We start from the raw sequence: 14,913 nt of genomic DNA, 5'->3' as shown, positions 1-14,913 counted from the left end.
TGTAAATGACAATGAAAGATCTGGCACCGTTGCGCGAACAGCAGCGACAACTCCGGCTGGCCGCGCGCGGCCTGGCGCGCGGCGTACTGGTGCATGCTTACGGACACTGCAGCGTGCGGCTGAGCGTCGACGAATTCCTGGTCTGCGCGCCGCAGCCCATGGGCACGATCGCGCCAGGACAGGACGGCAGCGTAGTGCCGGTGCGCGGCGAGCTACCCGACGGCGTGCTGGGCGAGGTGCGGATTCATCAGGCGGTCTATGCGCGTCGCGGCGAAATCGGCGCGATCTGCCGGATCATGCCGCCGCAGACCGGTCTGCTAGGCCTGCTGCGGCGCACGCCCCGGCCGCGCCACGGCTTCGGCGCATACTTTGCGCCGCAGCCAGCGTTCTGGGACGACCCGCGCTTGCTGCGCGACACGCCGCAGGCCGAGCGTCTGGCCGCGCAGCTCGACGGCGGCAAGGCCATCGTGATGCGTGCCAACGGCGCCGTGGTGCTGGGCACCGATCTTGTCGAAGCCCTGGCCCTGTCCTGGTTTCTCGAAGAGGCGGCGCGCGTCGAAGTTGCACTCATGCAGATGGGCCAGGACGGCGATCACACTCTGTTGAGTCCAGCGGAAACCCTTGCGCGCCAGGTCACCACCGGTCGTGTCTACGAGCGCATGTGGGAGTATCTGACCGCCGGCGATCCCGAGCTGCTGCCGGCCTGAACGCCGAGCGCACCGCCCAGTGCCTCACGCTCCAGCTCGCGATACATGAACCAGGCAGTGCCATTGAGATAGATGCCCCAGACCAAAACCGGCATGTAGAAAGCTAGCAGGCCGTGATAGGCAAATGGCCCGCTCTTGAAGAACGCGGGTCCTGCGGCGGTCACGATGGCCACACCGCCGGCGACGGTGAACCAGCTGAACCAGCGCGGCACCATCGGCTGCTCGCGATGATCCTGCAGTTCCACCACGGCGGTGGCGAGCATCTCGATCGACAAGTAAATCCAGCCGAGCAGAAAGGCAAACCAGGCCCAGTCGCTCCAGGACTGAATCACATCCGCACCCGTCTCCGGACGATAGGCGGCCACCAGCCAGGCACAGGCGTTGAAAAACACGATCAGTGAAATGAACACACCGCAGACCGCGGTGGTCAGCGACCACAGTGGCCAGCGTCCCTCGATCTTGGCCAGCATCAGTCCGAACTGAATCGAACCCGGCGTCAGAAAACCAGCCGCGATGTAGAACAGGCTGCAGCCAATCAGCGTGTCCCAGCGATGCGTGTCACTGAACCACAGCTTGGTGGCGTCCAGGCCCAGATCCGCCGGCGCGGGCTGGTAGAAATGCGCGATGCCCAGCCAACCCACCGCCGTCAAGGCGGAGAAAATCCAGGTGCACCAAAGTCCAGCCTTCTGCGACCTCAGGTTCATCTCATGCACTCCCCGTCGATTCGAGTACGCGGCCTTCAAGCCTGACGCTGGCGCCGGTCCAGAAAGCGTTCGCGCGTCACCAGATAAATCGGAAAGGTGAAGGACACGCCGATGTAGGAGAGCGCCACGAAGAACCAGCCCCATTTCGCGCCCATACCGATGCGCTGCGCATCGAAGACCACCCAGATCATGAACACCACCCAGGCCACGAGCATGTCGATGCTGAGAAACGCAGCGGTACCACCCGCCTTGATTGCGTCACCGAAGAAGGCGACTGGATTGAAGATATTGCCCCCGGCGCGCATCCAGTCGAAGCCATAGGGCCAGGTGGTGAGCAGTGCCACGACGCCCAGCGCGATCCAGAGGAGATGCTTGATCGAAACAGACATGTTCAGGCCTTTGTTCAGAGGATAAGTACTGGCTTTATCGCCGCGCCGCTCTCCGACGCTTTGGCAGCTTCATTGATCTGCGCGAAGGGAAAGCGCGTGATGAGTCGATCAAAGGGAAACCGGTTCTGCTGATACCAGCTCAGCATGCGCGGGATGAAGGTCTGCGGATCGGCATCGCCTTCGGTGATGTATTTCACGCCGACGCCGCGCACCAGCATGCTCATCATGTTGGCGGGCAGCATCGCATCGGGCGGCGGCACCGCGATCAGACCCAGCATGCCATTGGGCAGCATGGTCTCTACCGCAGTTGCCACTACGGCCGGGATACCGGTGGTATCCAGCGCGTGGCGCACACCGCCGCCAGCCAGTGCCTTGATCTTCGCAAGGACATCGGACTCGCTCTTCGGATCGACCACATGCGTCGCCCCCAATTCGAGTGCCAACAGTCGCCGACTCTCATTGGGTTCCACCACGATGACGGTGCCGGCCTCCACCGCGCGTGCGCCCAGCAGTGCAGACAGCCCCACGGCGCCGCCGCCGAAAATAGCCAGCGACTCGCCTTTCTTCAGGCCCAGCGAATTGACCACCGCACCCGCGCCAGTCTGGATGCCACAGCCCAACGGACCCAGCAAATCCAAAGGAAGGCCGGCATCCACTTTGACGGTATTCCGGCGATTGGCGATCGCATAGCTGCCAAACGAAGACTGCCCGAAGAAATTGCCGTGCACAGTAGCGCCGGCCTGGCTCAGCGGACTGCTGCCGTCTCCAGGCCTTACCCCACTGAAGTTGTGCGCCAGAAAGTCATAGCAGTAAGCGGGGGTCTGTGCCGCACAACTCGGACATGCGGAACAAGAGTTGAAGCTGAGCACCACGTGATCACCGGGAACCAGATCCTGTACCGCGCTGCCCACCGACTCCACGATGCCCGCACCCTCGTGGCCAAGCACGATGGGCATCGGCACCGGGAAGCCGTCACGCGCCACCAGATCGGTATGGCACATACCTACCGCCACAATTCGTACCCTGACTTCATCGGCACGCGGCGCCGCCACCTCCACCGATTCGATCAAAAAAGGCCCACCGACCTGCCGCAACACGGCAGCGCTGGCGCGAATGCTCGCTTCTGAAGAATTCATGCTGTCTCCGCTGAAATGATCTAAGGCACTTCAATCACTAATCCACACCAGGCGCTTGCCAACGTTGCGCCCCTCGAAAATGTCCTGGAAAGCGCGCGGTGCCTGCTCCAGCCCGCTGACGATGTCTTCCATAGGCCGGATCTTTCCGCTGTCAATCCAGGCATTCATGTCGCGATGAAAATCGCGAAGCGACTGACGCAGGTGATCAAAGATCACCAGGCCCTGCACCGTGATACGGCGATTGATGACTTCGAACATGAAACTCATGGTGTTCTGGAAGCGGCCGCGAAACGCCGGCTCGCCGAAGTGCGGCGTCGCCATGAGCCCGCAGGCAGCGATACGCGCCTTGCGCTGCAGCAGCGGCACCACGGCTTCCAGCACCTTGCCACCTGAGGTGTCGACAAAGACATCGACGCCTTTGCGACAGGCCGTCCTGACGCGGTCGGCAAAATCGGGGGCGTTGTATGAGACGCAATCGTCGAGACCCAAGGCAGTCATGCCCCGCTGGCATTTTTCCTCGCTGCCGGTGATGCCGACCACGCGGCAGCCTTTGGCCTTGGCAATCTGGCTGGCAATGTTTCCTAGTCCGCCCAGGGCGGTACCGACCACTACGGTCTCGCCCCACTCGGCTGGCGCTAACTTCTGCAGCGCGATATAGGCACCAAATGCTGAAGCGCCATAGGCACTTAGGGCATGCGTGCTGCGTTGCAGGCTGAAGTCGAGCTTGCGTAGACGGCGACCATTGCTGACCACATAGTCCTGCCAGGCCCAGAAGCCGCTCACCAGTTCGCCGGGCGAGAAATCGGGATGCAGCGAAGCTTCCACGCGCCCTAGCGCCGGACCGGTCATCGCCTCATACAGCCTGATGGGCTCAGCATCCGGCGAGATCCGCTGCAGCTTTGCGTAAAGCTGTGCATCCATCGACAGGCACAGGGTACGAATTCGCAGCTGTCCCGGCCCGCAGTCCGGCATCGGCGCGGTTTCAAGGCGAAAGCAATTGACGGTCGGCACGATATATCGCGGCCGCTCCGCTACGATCACGCGCCTGTTCTCGTTCATCCGGGCTCTCCTCCCGCCGCCGCCTTATCCTGTACCCCATACGGCTCCGCTGCGGCGCGAGCGGACCTGTGCTTTTCAGACATAGTATGACACCATACTATTGCCGACAAGAGTCCGTGCCCGCCAGGCACAGACGGGCCTTACACAGAGCTATTGAGGAGCAGGCATGGGATTGTTTAAATCGCTGTTCGGACCTAAGACGGCGAAGATGGTAGAAGTGGCGCCGTTCGGAGCGCGCTTTGAAGTGCCCAGCGGCGAGACCCTGCTGGAAGCGGCCTTGCGCAATGGCGTCGCGTTTCCGCATAACTGCACCGTGGGCACCTGCGGCTCCTGCAAGTGCCGGCTCAAGAGCGGCCGGGTCAAGGCACTGACCGATTTTGGCTACACCCTGTCGCAGCAGGAGATCGCCGCTGGCTTCATCCTGGCCTGTCAGGCCCTTCCCCAGGATGCCAACACCCAGGTGGAAGTCGAAGCTGGTGCCAGCGATACTCCGGCCGCCGAGAACTATGTCGGCAAGTTGCTGGAACGCCAGGCCCTGACGCATGACATCGTCAAAATCACGCTGGAGCTCGACCGCCCCATGCCTTATCTCGCCGGGCAGTACGCCAGTCTCCAGCACGCAGGACTGCAACGCGGCCGTAGCTACTCGTTTGCCGATGCGCCGGAGCGCGAAGGCCGGCTCCGGGTCAGCTTCTTCATCCGCAAGGTGCCGCAGGGTGCCTTCACAGAAGATTTGTTCAACGGCGCGCTGGACGAGCAGACCATCACGGTGAATGGTCCGCACGGGCATTTCTATCTGCGCCCGGGCTTGTCGCCGATGATCTGCATCGCCGGCGGCTCCGGACTGGCACCGCTGATGAGTCTGCTGGAACGTGCGCGCAAGGACCGAGTCAAACGGCGCTGCGTGCTGCTGTTCGGGGCGCGCACGCAAGCCGACCTTTACTGCCTGGAGCAGATCCGGCAACTGGCGCAGGGCTGGAACGAGGAGTTTGTGTTCCTCCCGGTCCTCTCCCATGAAGCGGCAGACAGTGACTGGACTGGCGCAAGGGGGCTGGTGACCGACTTCATCCCGAGCGCATTGAGCAATCTGGTCTGGTCTCAGGCCGAAGGCTATCTATGCGGCCCACCAGGCATGATCGATGCGGCCATTGACCGCATGGGCAAGCTGGGCATGCCGGTCACGGCCATTCATTACGACAAATTCACTGACGAGAGTCATGCCGCGAAGCCTCGCTAAGCTTCGCACTGCCGCAGCAGCCGGGACCTCGATGGTCAAGAGCATCACTGTTATTCGGCATGCGCTGCGGCTGGTGATCTGTGCCAGCCTTTTGCCGTTGTCGGCAATCGCCGCCGAGGCTGCCCTGGAGCGGGAGCTCTATTTCCTGGCTACGGTGGAGGCCACACAGAACTGGACCAAGAACGATCCACGCTTTCCGGGTCCGCAGTGGTCCAAGGCGACAACCTCGCAGCGCTACGAACTACGAACACGCCTTCGCTCTGACGGCCAGCTGCAGGTCCGCAATCTTCTGGACCCCGATCTCAATCGGCGCCTGGAGGCCAAGACGATCTATCTGGCCCGGCAGGCCAAGAAGCAGATCGAGGCTTCGGGCAAGACGCTGGTGCTGCCCCGTACCGAAGCCGAACGCATGGCACTCAACCGTCGCATGCAGGAGGATTTGCACGGCTGCAAGGCCGAGCCGACCTGCTTTCAGGATACTCAGATGCGCTACGCGGCCATCTTTGCCGCCATCGATTATCCAGAAGCACTGGAAGAAGACACGGTGCCGGGGCGCTATCTTTACTTCGAGGCGAACAAAGGCTGTCCGGAACAGTCGCGGGTGACGCTTACCATGAGCATTGATGGCGTTCGCTACAACAAGAGCGAGGACAAATTCCTGCCGTTCTCCGAACGCCGCTCGGCCGACACCCTCAATGCCTCAGATGGACAGGCGCTCTGCACGCATTTCCTGGCTGTCATCGACACCCAGGATCCACAGCAGCCGATGTGGCAGGAGACCATTTTTGTGCCGCGCCCGGAAGGCATCACTGAGTACACCGAAGGCGGCCACACCAGCCGCACACAGGAATCGCAGCCCATGCCGCCTCCGGCTCTGGACTGGATGAACACGATCCTGCGGCACGCACCCACCCGCGGCAACGTGCTCAGTCCAGACCTGCCCCTGCCGTTGTCATTGAATGGCAATTCCACCTGGCTGGGGCTGTGGACCGGCACGGCGAAAGTGCACCTGCAATGGTCGTTCGAGGCGGTGCCGTCGAACGCAGCACGCGCAGCTGCGCCGCCTCACTGACGTACGTTGCGATAAATGGCTTGTGAACGCGCCACCAGCTGCGCGTCGGCGAAAATGAGCGCCTGCGTGAAAATCATATGTCGGGTGGATTTCAGCAGCGTCACCTGCGCTTCCACCCAGCTGCCCAAGGCAGCGGGCGCCAGGTAGTCCACCGACAGCGAGATGGTCGGCGTGTGCCGGGTCAGCAGATCGGCATCGCCGGTGATCGCCAAAATCTGCATATCGGCAAAAGTGCTGATGGCGCCGCCATGGCAGACCGACACCGGGTTGAGATGACGCGGCGCCACGAAAAAGCCCATTTTCTTCGCGGCCAGATTCAGCCCCACGCGACCGAAGCTGAATGAAAATCCGCCGGCATGGCCGATCTCCTGGAAGCCTGGCGGCATCGCGGGCCTGGCTTCGTCAGGGGCTGCGCCAGGCAGCGGCATTGCGCTCAAGCGACGATGGCCCGGGCTTGCGGCGCCGACTGCCTGAGCAATTCCTCGCGCAGCGCGCGCTTCAGGACCTTACCCGTGGCGGTCATCGGCATACTGCCGACGAAACGGACTTCCTTTGGCACCTTGTAGCCTGCGATGTATTCGCGGCAGTGCGCGATGATGTCCTCGACTCTGGGCTGCTGGCCGTCCCGTGCGATTATCACAGCGGTGACGCGCTCACCCCATTTTTCATCGGGAAGCCCGATCACCGCGCATTGCCGAACAGCTGGATGCCGGCACAGTGCCTGCTCCACTTCGGCCGAGTACACATTCTCGCCGCCGGTCACGATCATGTCCTTGACGCGATCGACGATGTAGTAGAGCCCATCATGATCGCGATAGCCCGCGTCACCGCTGCGATACCAGCCGTCCTGCAAGACCGCTGCCGTGGCTTCCGGCTGCTGCCAGTAGCCGCCGAACAGACTCGGTGCGCGCACCCAGAATTCTCCGGTCTGGCCGTCCGGCAGCGGCCTGCCTTCGCTATCCCGCACCTCAATATCGATCAACGGCAGCGGCGTGCCGCAGGCGCGCAGTCGGGCCTCGTTGTGAACGTCGTGCTGCTCGGGACGCAGCAGGGTCAGCGCCCCGGAACTTTCCGTCGCGCCGTAGAACTGCATGAAACTACACCTCATCTCCAGCAGTGCGCGCTTGAGCAGAGCAGAGCTGATGGGCGATCCGGCATACATCACCAGCCGAAGCGAGGAGAAGTCGGCACGGCTGGCGTCTGGATGATCGAGCAACATCTGGATCGCGGTTGGCACCAGCGCGCAGATAGTCGGACGGTCGCGCGCCAGCAGCTTCAACAGCGCGCCCGGCTCCATCACCGGCAGCAGCGACACCGTCGCGCCGTTGTACAGAGCCTGCAGCGACAAGCCCGTGCCGACCAGATGAAACAGCGGCATCGCGGTCAGCAGCACATCGCTGGCGTCCTGCTTGAGCGCAGGCTCCAAGTGTTCGCAGAGCCGCATGTAACCGAGCCCGCCATGGGTGAGCTGTACGCCCTTGGGCTGCCCTGTAGTGCCAGAGGTGTAGATCAGAATCGCCGTATCATCAGGATGGATGGGCACATGCGGATCGCGACCATCCCCGGCCAGAACCCAAGCTTCGAGTTCACCTGCGGCAGCACTGGAAGAATCGAAACTGACGATCTGGAACGCCTGGACACAGGACGCACGTACCCGATCGAGCAGCTCGGCAAATTCGCGGTCCACGAAGACCACCGGGCATTGCGCGTCGATAATCACCGCGCGCAATTCTGCTTCCGCCAGTCGCCAGTTCAGCGGCACAATGGAGCAGCCTGCTTTCGCAGCGCCGAACAGCAGCTCGAAATAGCGGCAGCTGTTCTTGCCCAGAAAGCCGATATGCGCACCAGCGGCGATGCCATGCGCCCGCAGGCTGCTGGCGATGCCATTGCTGCTGCGCTCCAAGTCGGCAAAGCTTCGCCGGCCGGCAGGGTCGATCAGCGCCGTGTGCTGCGGACTGGTCCGCGCATGGTGCCGCGCGATATCGGCAACGTTCTTGATTTCTTGATGCAGCCACATGGCCCGCTCCTCCTGCTACCGCTGGCTCAGCTGCCCTGGAAGCGGGCGCTGCGCTTCTCCACAAAAGCCATGATGCCTTCGCGCGCATCAGCGCTGGCCGCAACACGGCTCAAGGACTGCGCCTCATCTTCCAGCTGCGCTTCCAGCGGCTGACTGAAAGCCCGGCTGAGCAGACGGCGGATCTCACCGTAGGCACGCGTAGGTCCCTGACTCAAGCGGATGGCGGCCTTTTCTGCCTCCGCTAGCAGCTGTTCGTCGTCCACCAGCTCGTCCACCAGACCGGTGGCCTGCGCGGAGCAGGCATCCATCATCTCCGCCAGCAGCAGGAAGCGGCGCGCACGCGCAATGCCCATACGCGAGGCCAGCGCAAACGAGGCACCGGCGTCGCAGCTGTAGCCGATCTGGGCATAGGCAGCGCCGAAGCGGGCGCTGCGCGCGCTGAACACCAGATCGCAACCTGCAATCAAGGCACACGCTCCGCCCATGCAGCTGCCATGCACGGCGGCGATGATGGGCGCATTGAGCCGCGCCATACGCGCGGTCCCAAGGTGCAGGCCGCCTGTCCATTCGCGAATGCGATCGGGTAGATCCTCGAGGTTGCGCGAGAACATGCCGATGTCGCCGCCGACACTGAAGAAGCGGCCCTTGGCGCTGATCAGCACCGCGCGCAGATCGCGACGCCCGGCCAGCTCATTGGCGACCCGCCCCCAGTCCGCGCAGAACGCCGCATTGAAAGGATTGCCGATCTGTGGCTGGTTAAGCGTCAGCCGCGCCAGACCTTCCGTGATCTGCAATTCGAGCGATTCGTACTGCATGAAAATTCCTTGTTGCGTCGAGGATTCCGACAGCGCCTACACGCCGACGGTATGTGCCTGACCGACTTTGAGTTCGGGCTCGCTCTGCCAATCGGGCCAGCCTGCGGCGCGGTTCTGCTCGCGGGCGAGGGCTCGCTCTGCGGGCGTGGCGAACTCGGCGTCCCAGCGCTTGAGGGCCGGCTTGATGATCAGCTCGTGCCAGATCGGCGGAATCAGCGCCGCCAGAAAGCACACGAATACGCTCGGCATCGGAATCGCCTCGCGATGCGGCACCAGCTTGTAGAAGGCCTGATAGGAGTTCAGATGATGATCGGCATGGTTGGTGATCTCGAAACCACAGGTCCGCGAGAACCAGTGCAGATGGTTCCACAGATGCCGCCGCCCGATCGGCGCGCCCGGCACCCGGATCACGCCGTAATGCTGGAAGTAGTTGAAGCTCTCCACCCAGACGCGGGAGATCAGCTGCGCTGCCAGCCCGAACAGGTTCGCGCGCCAGCCGCCGATCGCATGCAGCAGTGCGTGGAAAATCAGCAACGCCAGCGCCGCACGGTAGACCCGGTGCCGCAGATGCCAGGGATGCAGCCCCCGCTTGCGCAGCGCCTCGCATTCCATGCGCATCGAGTAGCGGGTGCTCTCGATCACCGCCCGGCCAGTGAAGGCGTACAGGCTCTTGCCGCGCGCCGCCGTGTCGCCGTCATGCACCGTTGCCACATCAATGTGGTGACCCACCACATGCGCGATGTCCCGCGTGCAGTCGAAAATGCACAGATGCCCGTAGTGCCCCACGATGCGCGGCAGCAGTCCGCGCATGTGGTACAGCTCGTGCGCCGCCGGCACCAGCGGAATCACGCCCATCCACGCCACGCTCAGAATGCCGCCGGCAATCTGCCAGCCGTTCAAATCTTCAACCGACAGCCGCCAGGCGAACGCAAAGTACAAACACACCGGCCCCAGCGTGCACAGCCAAATCGGAATGTTTGCCAGCCGCGCGTTTTGAATCTTTCGCACGCCAAAATCACGCGGAAACACGCTGTCCAGAAACGCCAGAACCGGGAAGGTCCCGATCCCCAGCCACACCCAGTCACCACCCAAATAAAAACCCAAAAACGCCACCCCAACCACCACCACAGGCGTCCAGTACTTCAGATAGTCCATGACCTCTCCTCCTGGCAGTTTTTATGTTCCCGCGCATCGGATGCCTGCGCTCGCGCGAGATGACTTGCTATCGGATGTGCCGCCGGTACCGCTCAGGCTGCTGCCCGACCCTTGGGCTTGTCACCCTCACCCTTGTCCCTGCTGGACGAAATCGGACGGACCGATTCGCGCCCGGCCAGTTCACGATAGAGCGAGCGACCGATGATGTGCTTCATCACTTCGATGGAGCCGCCTGCGATCTTGACGATGCGCGCGTCGGCGTAAGCCCGCGCAATCGGGTATTCCCACATATAGCCCCAGCCGCCGAACAGCTGCAGACACTCGTCGACCACCTTGCAGTGCAGGTTGGAAAGCCACATCTTGGCCATTGCCGCATCGATTTCGCTAAGCTCACCGCGCATGAATTTTTCGATGCAGGCGTCGGTGAAGACTCGGCCGATGACCGCTTCGGTCTTGAGCTCGGCCAGCTTGAATTGAGTATTCTGGAAGTCGGCGATGGTGCCACCAAAAGCCTTGCGATTATGCGTGTACTCCACCGTCCAGTCGATTGCGGTTTCCGCCACCACGGCGGAGCGGATCGCCTGCGCCAGGCGCTCTTGCGCCAGCTTGGTCATCATCAGCGCAAAACCCTGCCCCTCAGTGCCTAGCATGGCACTTGCCGGTACGCGCAGATTCTCGAAGAACAACTCAGACGTGTCTTGCCCTTTGAGCCCCAGCTTGTCCAGTTTCTTGCCGCGCACAAAGCCCGGCAGGCTGGTGTCGACCAGGAACAGGGTGATGCCGGCCGCGCCTTGCGAGCTGTCGGTCTTGGTGGCCAGTACGATCACATCGCAGAGCTGGCCGTTGGAAATGAAAACCTTCTGGCCGTCGATGATGTAGCTATCGCCGTTGCGCGTGGCGCGGGTCTTGATGTTCTTCAGATCAGAGCCGGCATGCGGCTCGGTCATGCCCAGCGAGCCGATGGCCTCGCCGGACACCATTTTCGGTAGCCAGTACTTTTTCTGCTCTTCGCTGCCAAAGGACTTGATGTAAGTGGCCACCAGGTCGCAATGGATCATGAAGCCCGGCGCCGTGAAGCCGCTGCGCGCCATCTCTTCGAAGACGATCACATCAAACAGATAATCCAGCCCCAGACCGCCGTACTCCTCTGGAATTGTGCAGCAAAGCATGCCGGCGGCGCCGGCCTTCAGCCATAGCTCGCGGGGAACGATGCCGTCCTTTTCCCACTGCTGATGATACGGGGCGATCTCTTTTTCGATGAACTTGCGGACCGAAGCACGGAACATCTCGTGCTCCTCCCGGAACAGCCGCCGTTCAAACATGTTGCTCTCCCTCTTGTTGACGTGGTTTATAGTATGGTTCCCTACTACAAATGTAAAGACGGCCGTCCACGACCGCGCGCATTGTCGACATCGCCGAAAATGTAGCCGCCAATCACAGATTTCGGGCGATCAGCTCACGCATGATTTCCGAGGTGCCGCCATAGATGCGCTGGACCCGGGCATCGGCATACAGCCGGCAGATTTCGTATTCGCGCATGAATCCGTAGCCGCCGAAGAACTGCAGGCACTGATCGACCATGCGGCCGTGCATTTCGGTGCACCACAGCTTGGCGGTCGAAGCATCCAGAGCGCTCAATTCGTGACGCAGATGCCGTTCCAGGCATTGATCGGCAAACGCCCAGCCGACCTGCAGATCCGCCTTGAGGTCGGCGAGCTTGTAGCGGGTGTTCTGGAAGTCGGCGAGCGGCTGGCCAAAGGCCTTGCGCCCGCGCACGTACTCGCAGGTAACATCGAACGCGCGCTGAGCCGCTGCCATGGACTGGAAGGCGATGATCAAGCGCTCCTGCGGCAACTCGCTCATCAGGGTGGCGAAGCCGCTGCCTTCAGCGCCCATGATATGACTCAGCGGCACCTCCACATCGTCGAAGAACAGCTCCGAGGTGTCGGAAGAAAGGTGGCCGAGCTTGTGGAGATTGCGGCCACGGCGAAAACCAGGCCGGTCCGCCTCCACCAGCACCAGGCTCATACCCTTGGCGCCCGGCGCGTCAGAAGTACGCGCCACCACAATCACCAGATCGCAGTGCTGGCCATTGGAGATGAAGGTCTTGGCACCATTGACCCGCAGACGATCGCCGTCACGCGTCGCCCGCGTGCGCAAGCCCTGCAGATCGCTCCCGGCGCCCGGCTCGGTCATGGCAATGGCACAGACGGTTTCGCCGCTGACCAGCCGCGGCAGCCATTTGCGCTTCTGCTCCTCGGTACCGGCATTGAGCAGATAGCCGGCGCAGACATCGCTGTGCACCGAGAAATCGGTCATCGGTCCGGCATAGCCGGCATAACCGATTTCCTCGACGACGATGCAGTTGTACTTGAAGCTGCCGCCCGGGCCGCCATAAGCCTCCGGCACCTGCGGACAGAGCAGACCGGCGCGGCCACCGGCCTGCCAGTAACTGCGATCCACGATGCCTTCTCGCTCCCAGCGCTCGAAGTGCGGCGTGATCTCGGCGCGGATGAACCCGCGTACCGCATCCCGGAACATTTCGTGTTCAGGGCCATAGACCGCGCGGGGCTTAAGCATGAGTCAACCCCGTCCTGGATCGGAACGCAGCAAGGCCGCCCTGCACAGCCAGCTCAGGTTTCACACGCACATCAAGATTCATTTTTCCGCTCCCCCGGCAAAATTTGAAAGACATCGAAGTGCCGCGTCCAGACTCTGTGCCGGCAACTCCGGCGTAAGCTGGCGATGACGGCGCCTGACTGCGGTGCGATATCTGACTTGAAAGGCCACCGCGCCATCAAGTAAGGTTCCATACTACTATAGACGGGAGATTGTGATGGCCTTGTTTGATGCGTCCGCCTTGGCCGGCAAGCGAATTCTGATCACTGGCGGCGGCACAGGCCTGGGCAAGGGCGTAGCCGAGGTACTGGTCGCATACGGCGCCGAGGTGCATCTGTGGGGCCGGCGCAGCGAGGTACTGGAGAAGGCCTGCGCGGAGATCAACGCCAGGCACGGGCAGCGGGCGCACTACCAGGCAGTGGACATCCGCAAAGCCGAGCTCGTGGACGCTGCCGTCGCTCAGATATGGAAGGAGCACGGCCCGCTCACCGGCCTGATCAACAATGCCGCCGCGAACTTCATCGCGCCGACCAAGGATCTCAGTCCGAGGGGATTTGAAGCCATCACCTCGACCGTGATGAACGGGGCTTTTTTCACCACCCAAGCCTGTGGCAAGCGCTGGATCGAGCAAGGCCTGAAAGGCTCTGTGGTCTCGACGCTCGTCACTTGGATCTGGACCGGATCTGCGTTCGTGGTCCCTTCGGCCATGGCCAAGGCCGCAGTCAATGCCATGACCATGTCGCTGGCTGTTGAATGGGCGCGCTACGGTATCCGCCTCAACGCCGTGGCCCCCGGACCGTTCCCCACCGACTACGCCTGGAAGATGCTGGCGCCCACCGAGGACGCCAAGATCGGTGCCACCCAGGCCGATGAAGTACCGCTGGGACGCTATGGTGAGGTGTCGGAACTGGCCAACCTGATGCTGCTGCTGCTCAGTGACGCCTGCGACTATCTGACCGGCGAGACCATCTGCATCGATGGCGGCCACCACCTCGCGGCGCCCTCCACCTTTTCCGGTCTGACCAAGCTGAGCAATGAAGCCTGGAGCAAGATCCGCGCGAGCAGCGAAGCGGCCAGCGCTGCCGCCAAGTCGCAGCGCTCCGCTTGAGACCGCTGACCCGGATATTGCTGCTGACCGCGACCTGGTGCGGCGCCGCGCCAGGCGCCGAGACGCAGTCGACGCCGGCTTGCGAGGGAGCCCCGATCACGGTAAGGGCCGGCACAGCGTTTCGGGACTGTCCTGACTCACCCGAACTGCTCGTTCTAAAGCCAGGACGCTTGTTGATGGGCGAGGATTCCGGCTCGCCCTACGAGATTCCGGTACATGAAGTCAACGTCGCCGCCTTCGCCATCGGCAAGTATGAGGTGACCTTCGATGAATGGGATGCCTGCCAGGTCGCCGGCGCTTGTGCGCGCCGCGCCGACGACCGCGGCTGGGGGCGCGGCAGACGTCCAGTCATCAACGTCAGCTGGACGGACGCACAGCAGTACGTGCAATGGCTGAGCCGGCGCAGCGGCCGACGCTATCGGCTGCCCAGCGAGGCGGAGTGGGAATACGCCGCGCGTGCCGGCAGCCAGACGCGCTACAGTTGGGGCGATGGCTCGGAATGGGTCTGCGATTCCGCCAATGTGCTGGATCTACGCGGCGCCAGCGCCAATCCGCAGTGGCGCTGGCATGTGTTCTGTGACGACGGCTTTCCCTATACCGCGCCGGTCGGCAGCTTCAAGGCGAATCCCTGGGGACTGTACGACATGGCGGGCAATGTCTGGGAATGGGTCGAAGACTGCTGGCACAACAGCTATGCCGAGGCACCAACGCAAGCGCTCGCCTGGAATGCCGGCGGCGGCGGTGACTGCAGCAAGCACGTCAACCGTGGCGGTGGCTGGGGCAATCATCCGCGCAGCATGCGCGCCGCCGCGCGCGATGCCGACGATGGCAATGCCACCAGCGACGGCCTGGGCTTTCGCGTAGTGCGCGACTTGCCTTGAGCCTGCGCATGACG

At 62.7% G+C, this 14,913-nt stretch carries 15 protein-coding genes; 5 read left to right on the top strand and 10 right to left on the bottom strand.

The annotated features are described in order from the left end of the window. Positions 1-5 precede the first annotated feature (5 nt). The gene (locus BMY12_RS02955) at positions 6-707 is read left to right on the top strand and encodes a class II aldolase/adducin family protein (RefSeq protein WP_218140059.1); all 702 of its coding nucleotides are present in this window, start codon (positions 6-8) and stop codon (positions 705-707) included. Here BMY12_RS02955 and BMY12_RS02950 read toward each other — a convergent pair. From BMY12_RS02950 to BMY12_RS02935, 4 genes are read right to left on the bottom strand one after another with little or no spacing between them, the layout of a single operon-like run. After that, positions 650-1,411: a hypothetical protein gene (locus tag BMY12_RS02950; RefSeq protein ID WP_218140058.1), complete on the bottom strand. Its 762-nt coding sequence runs from the start codon at positions 1,409-1,411 to the stop codon at positions 650-652. The genes BMY12_RS02955 and BMY12_RS02950 overlap by 58 nt on opposite strands. A gap of 35 nt (positions 1,412-1,446) precedes the next feature. After that, positions 1,447-1,800 (bottom strand): DUF2834 domain-containing protein, encoded by a 354-nt coding sequence (locus tag BMY12_RS02945; protein ID WP_093281841.1) that lies wholly within the window; start codon positions 1,798-1,800, stop codon positions 1,447-1,449. 14 nt (positions 1,801-1,814) lie between these two features. After that, positions 1,815-2,936 (bottom strand): NAD(P)-dependent alcohol dehydrogenase, encoded by a 1,122-nt coding sequence (locus BMY12_RS02940; protein ID WP_093281838.1) that lies wholly within the window; start codon positions 2,934-2,936, stop codon positions 1,815-1,817. Between the two features lie 30 nt (positions 2,937-2,966). Further along, positions 2,967-3,995: an MDR family NADP-dependent oxidoreductase gene (locus BMY12_RS02935; RefSeq protein WP_093281835.1), complete on the bottom strand. Its 1,029-nt coding sequence runs from the start codon at positions 3,993-3,995 to the stop codon at positions 2,967-2,969. Between the two features lie 166 nt (positions 3,996-4,161). Here BMY12_RS02935 and BMY12_RS02930 point away from each other — a divergent pair, with 166 nt between their 5' ends. Both BMY12_RS02930 and BMY12_RS02925 read left to right on the top strand, forming a co-directional pair. Next, positions 4,162-5,232, top strand: a complete 1,071-nt coding sequence (locus BMY12_RS02930; protein ID WP_093281832.1) for a 2Fe-2S iron-sulfur cluster-binding protein — start codon at positions 4,162-4,164, stop codon at positions 5,230-5,232. Positions 5,233-5,263: 31 nt separating this feature from the next. Further along, on the top strand, positions 5,264-6,304 hold the full coding sequence (locus BMY12_RS02925) for a hypothetical protein (RefSeq protein ID WP_093281828.1): 1,041 nt from the start codon (positions 5,264-5,266) through the stop codon (positions 6,302-6,304). Here BMY12_RS02925 and BMY12_RS02920 read toward each other — a convergent pair. From BMY12_RS02920 to BMY12_RS02895, 6 genes are all read right to left on the bottom strand, one after another. Further along, the gene (locus BMY12_RS02920; protein ID WP_177188814.1) at positions 6,298-6,690 is read right to left on the bottom strand and encodes a PaaI family thioesterase; all 393 of its coding nucleotides are present in this window, start codon (positions 6,688-6,690) and stop codon (positions 6,298-6,300) included. The genes BMY12_RS02925 and BMY12_RS02920 overlap by 7 nt on opposite strands. Before the next feature lie 47 nt (positions 6,691-6,737). Next, positions 6,738-8,321: a long-chain-fatty-acid--CoA ligase gene (locus BMY12_RS02915; RefSeq protein WP_093281822.1), complete on the bottom strand. Its 1,584-nt coding sequence runs from the start codon at positions 8,319-8,321 to the stop codon at positions 6,738-6,740. Positions 8,322-8,347: 26 nt separating this feature from the next. Continuing rightward, the gene (locus BMY12_RS02910; RefSeq protein ID WP_093281820.1) at positions 8,348-9,136 is read right to left on the bottom strand and encodes an enoyl-CoA hydratase/isomerase family protein; all 789 of its coding nucleotides are present in this window, start codon (positions 9,134-9,136) and stop codon (positions 8,348-8,350) included. A gap of 36 nt (positions 9,137-9,172) precedes the next feature. Then, positions 9,173-10,291: an alkane 1-monooxygenase gene (locus BMY12_RS02905; protein ID WP_093281818.1), complete on the bottom strand. Its 1,119-nt coding sequence runs from the start codon at positions 10,289-10,291 to the stop codon at positions 9,173-9,175. 92 nt (positions 10,292-10,383) lie between these two features. Further along, the gene (locus tag BMY12_RS02900) at positions 10,384-11,613 is read right to left on the bottom strand and encodes an acyl-CoA dehydrogenase family protein (protein WP_093281815.1); all 1,230 of its coding nucleotides are present in this window, start codon (positions 11,611-11,613) and stop codon (positions 10,384-10,386) included. A 112-nt stretch (positions 11,614-11,725) separates the two neighbouring features. Then, entirely contained in the window at positions 11,726-12,871 is a 1,146-nt protein-coding gene (locus BMY12_RS02895) for an acyl-CoA dehydrogenase family protein (protein ID WP_093281812.1), read from the bottom strand. A 256-nt stretch (positions 12,872-13,127) separates the two neighbouring features. Between BMY12_RS02895 and BMY12_RS02890 the strand changes: the two genes are divergently transcribed. Both BMY12_RS02890 and BMY12_RS02885 read left to right on the top strand, forming a co-directional pair. After that, on the top strand, positions 13,128-14,018 hold the full coding sequence (locus tag BMY12_RS02890) for an SDR family oxidoreductase (RefSeq protein WP_093281809.1): 891 nt from the start codon (positions 13,128-13,130) through the stop codon (positions 14,016-14,018). Next, positions 14,015-14,899: a formylglycine-generating enzyme family protein gene (locus BMY12_RS02885; RefSeq protein ID WP_366516777.1), complete on the top strand. Its 885-nt coding sequence runs from the start codon at positions 14,015-14,017 to the stop codon at positions 14,897-14,899. Before BMY12_RS02890 ends, BMY12_RS02885 begins: the two co-directional genes overlap by 4 nt. Positions 14,900-14,913: the final 14 nt, after the last annotated feature.

It is taken from the genome of Solimonas aquatica (genome assembly GCF_900111015.1).
GTDB classification, from domain to species: domain Bacteria; phylum Pseudomonadota; class Gammaproteobacteria; order Nevskiales; family Nevskiaceae; genus Solimonas; species Solimonas aquatica.
Note: the sequence above shows the minus strand (reverse complement) of the source record. Positions and strands in the feature narration are given on the sequence as shown.

Coding starts and splice junctions, on each gene's coding strand:
- BMY12_RS02955 (WP_218140059.1), top strand. CDS start 6: ATGACAATGAAAGATCTGGCACCGTTGCGCGAACAGCAGCGACAACTC.
- BMY12_RS02950 (WP_218140058.1), bottom strand. CDS start 1,411: ATGAACCTGAGGTCGCAGAAGGCTGGACTTTGGTGCACCTGGATTTTC.
- BMY12_RS02945 (WP_093281841.1), bottom strand. CDS start 1,800: ATGTCTGTTTCGATCAAGCATCTCCTCTGGATCGCGCTGGGCGTCGTG.
- BMY12_RS02940 (WP_093281838.1), bottom strand. CDS start 2,936: ATGAATTCTTCAGAAGCGAGCATTCGCGCCAGCGCTGCCGTGTTGCGG.
- BMY12_RS02935 (WP_093281835.1), bottom strand. CDS start 3,995: ATGAACGAGAACAGGCGCGTGATCGTAGCGGAGCGGCCGCGATATATC.
- BMY12_RS02930 (WP_093281832.1), top strand. CDS start 4,162: ATGGGATTGTTTAAATCGCTGTTCGGACCTAAGACGGCGAAGATGGTA.
- BMY12_RS02925 (WP_093281828.1), top strand. CDS start 5,264: ATGGTCAAGAGCATCACTGTTATTCGGCATGCGCTGCGGCTGGTGATC.
- BMY12_RS02920 (WP_177188814.1), bottom strand. CDS start 6,690: ATGCCGCCAGGCTTCCAGGAGATCGGCCATGCCGGCGGATTTTCATTC.
- BMY12_RS02915 (WP_093281822.1), bottom strand. CDS start 8,321: ATGTGGCTGCATCAAGAAATCAAGAACGTTGCCGATATCGCGCGGCAC.
- BMY12_RS02910 (WP_093281820.1), bottom strand. CDS start 9,136: ATGCAGTACGAATCGCTCGAATTGCAGATCACGGAAGGTCTGGCGCGG.
- BMY12_RS02905 (WP_093281818.1), bottom strand. CDS start 10,291: ATGGACTATCTGAAGTACTGGACGCCTGTGGTGGTGGTTGGGGTGGCG.
- BMY12_RS02900 (WP_093281815.1), bottom strand. CDS start 11,613: ATGTTTGAACGGCGGCTGTTCCGGGAGGAGCACGAGATGTTCCGTGCT.
- BMY12_RS02895 (WP_093281812.1), bottom strand. CDS start 12,871: ATGCTTAAGCCCCGCGCGGTCTATGGCCCTGAACACGAAATGTTCCGG.
- BMY12_RS02890 (WP_093281809.1), top strand. CDS start 13,128: ATGGCCTTGTTTGATGCGTCCGCCTTGGCCGGCAAGCGAATTCTGATC.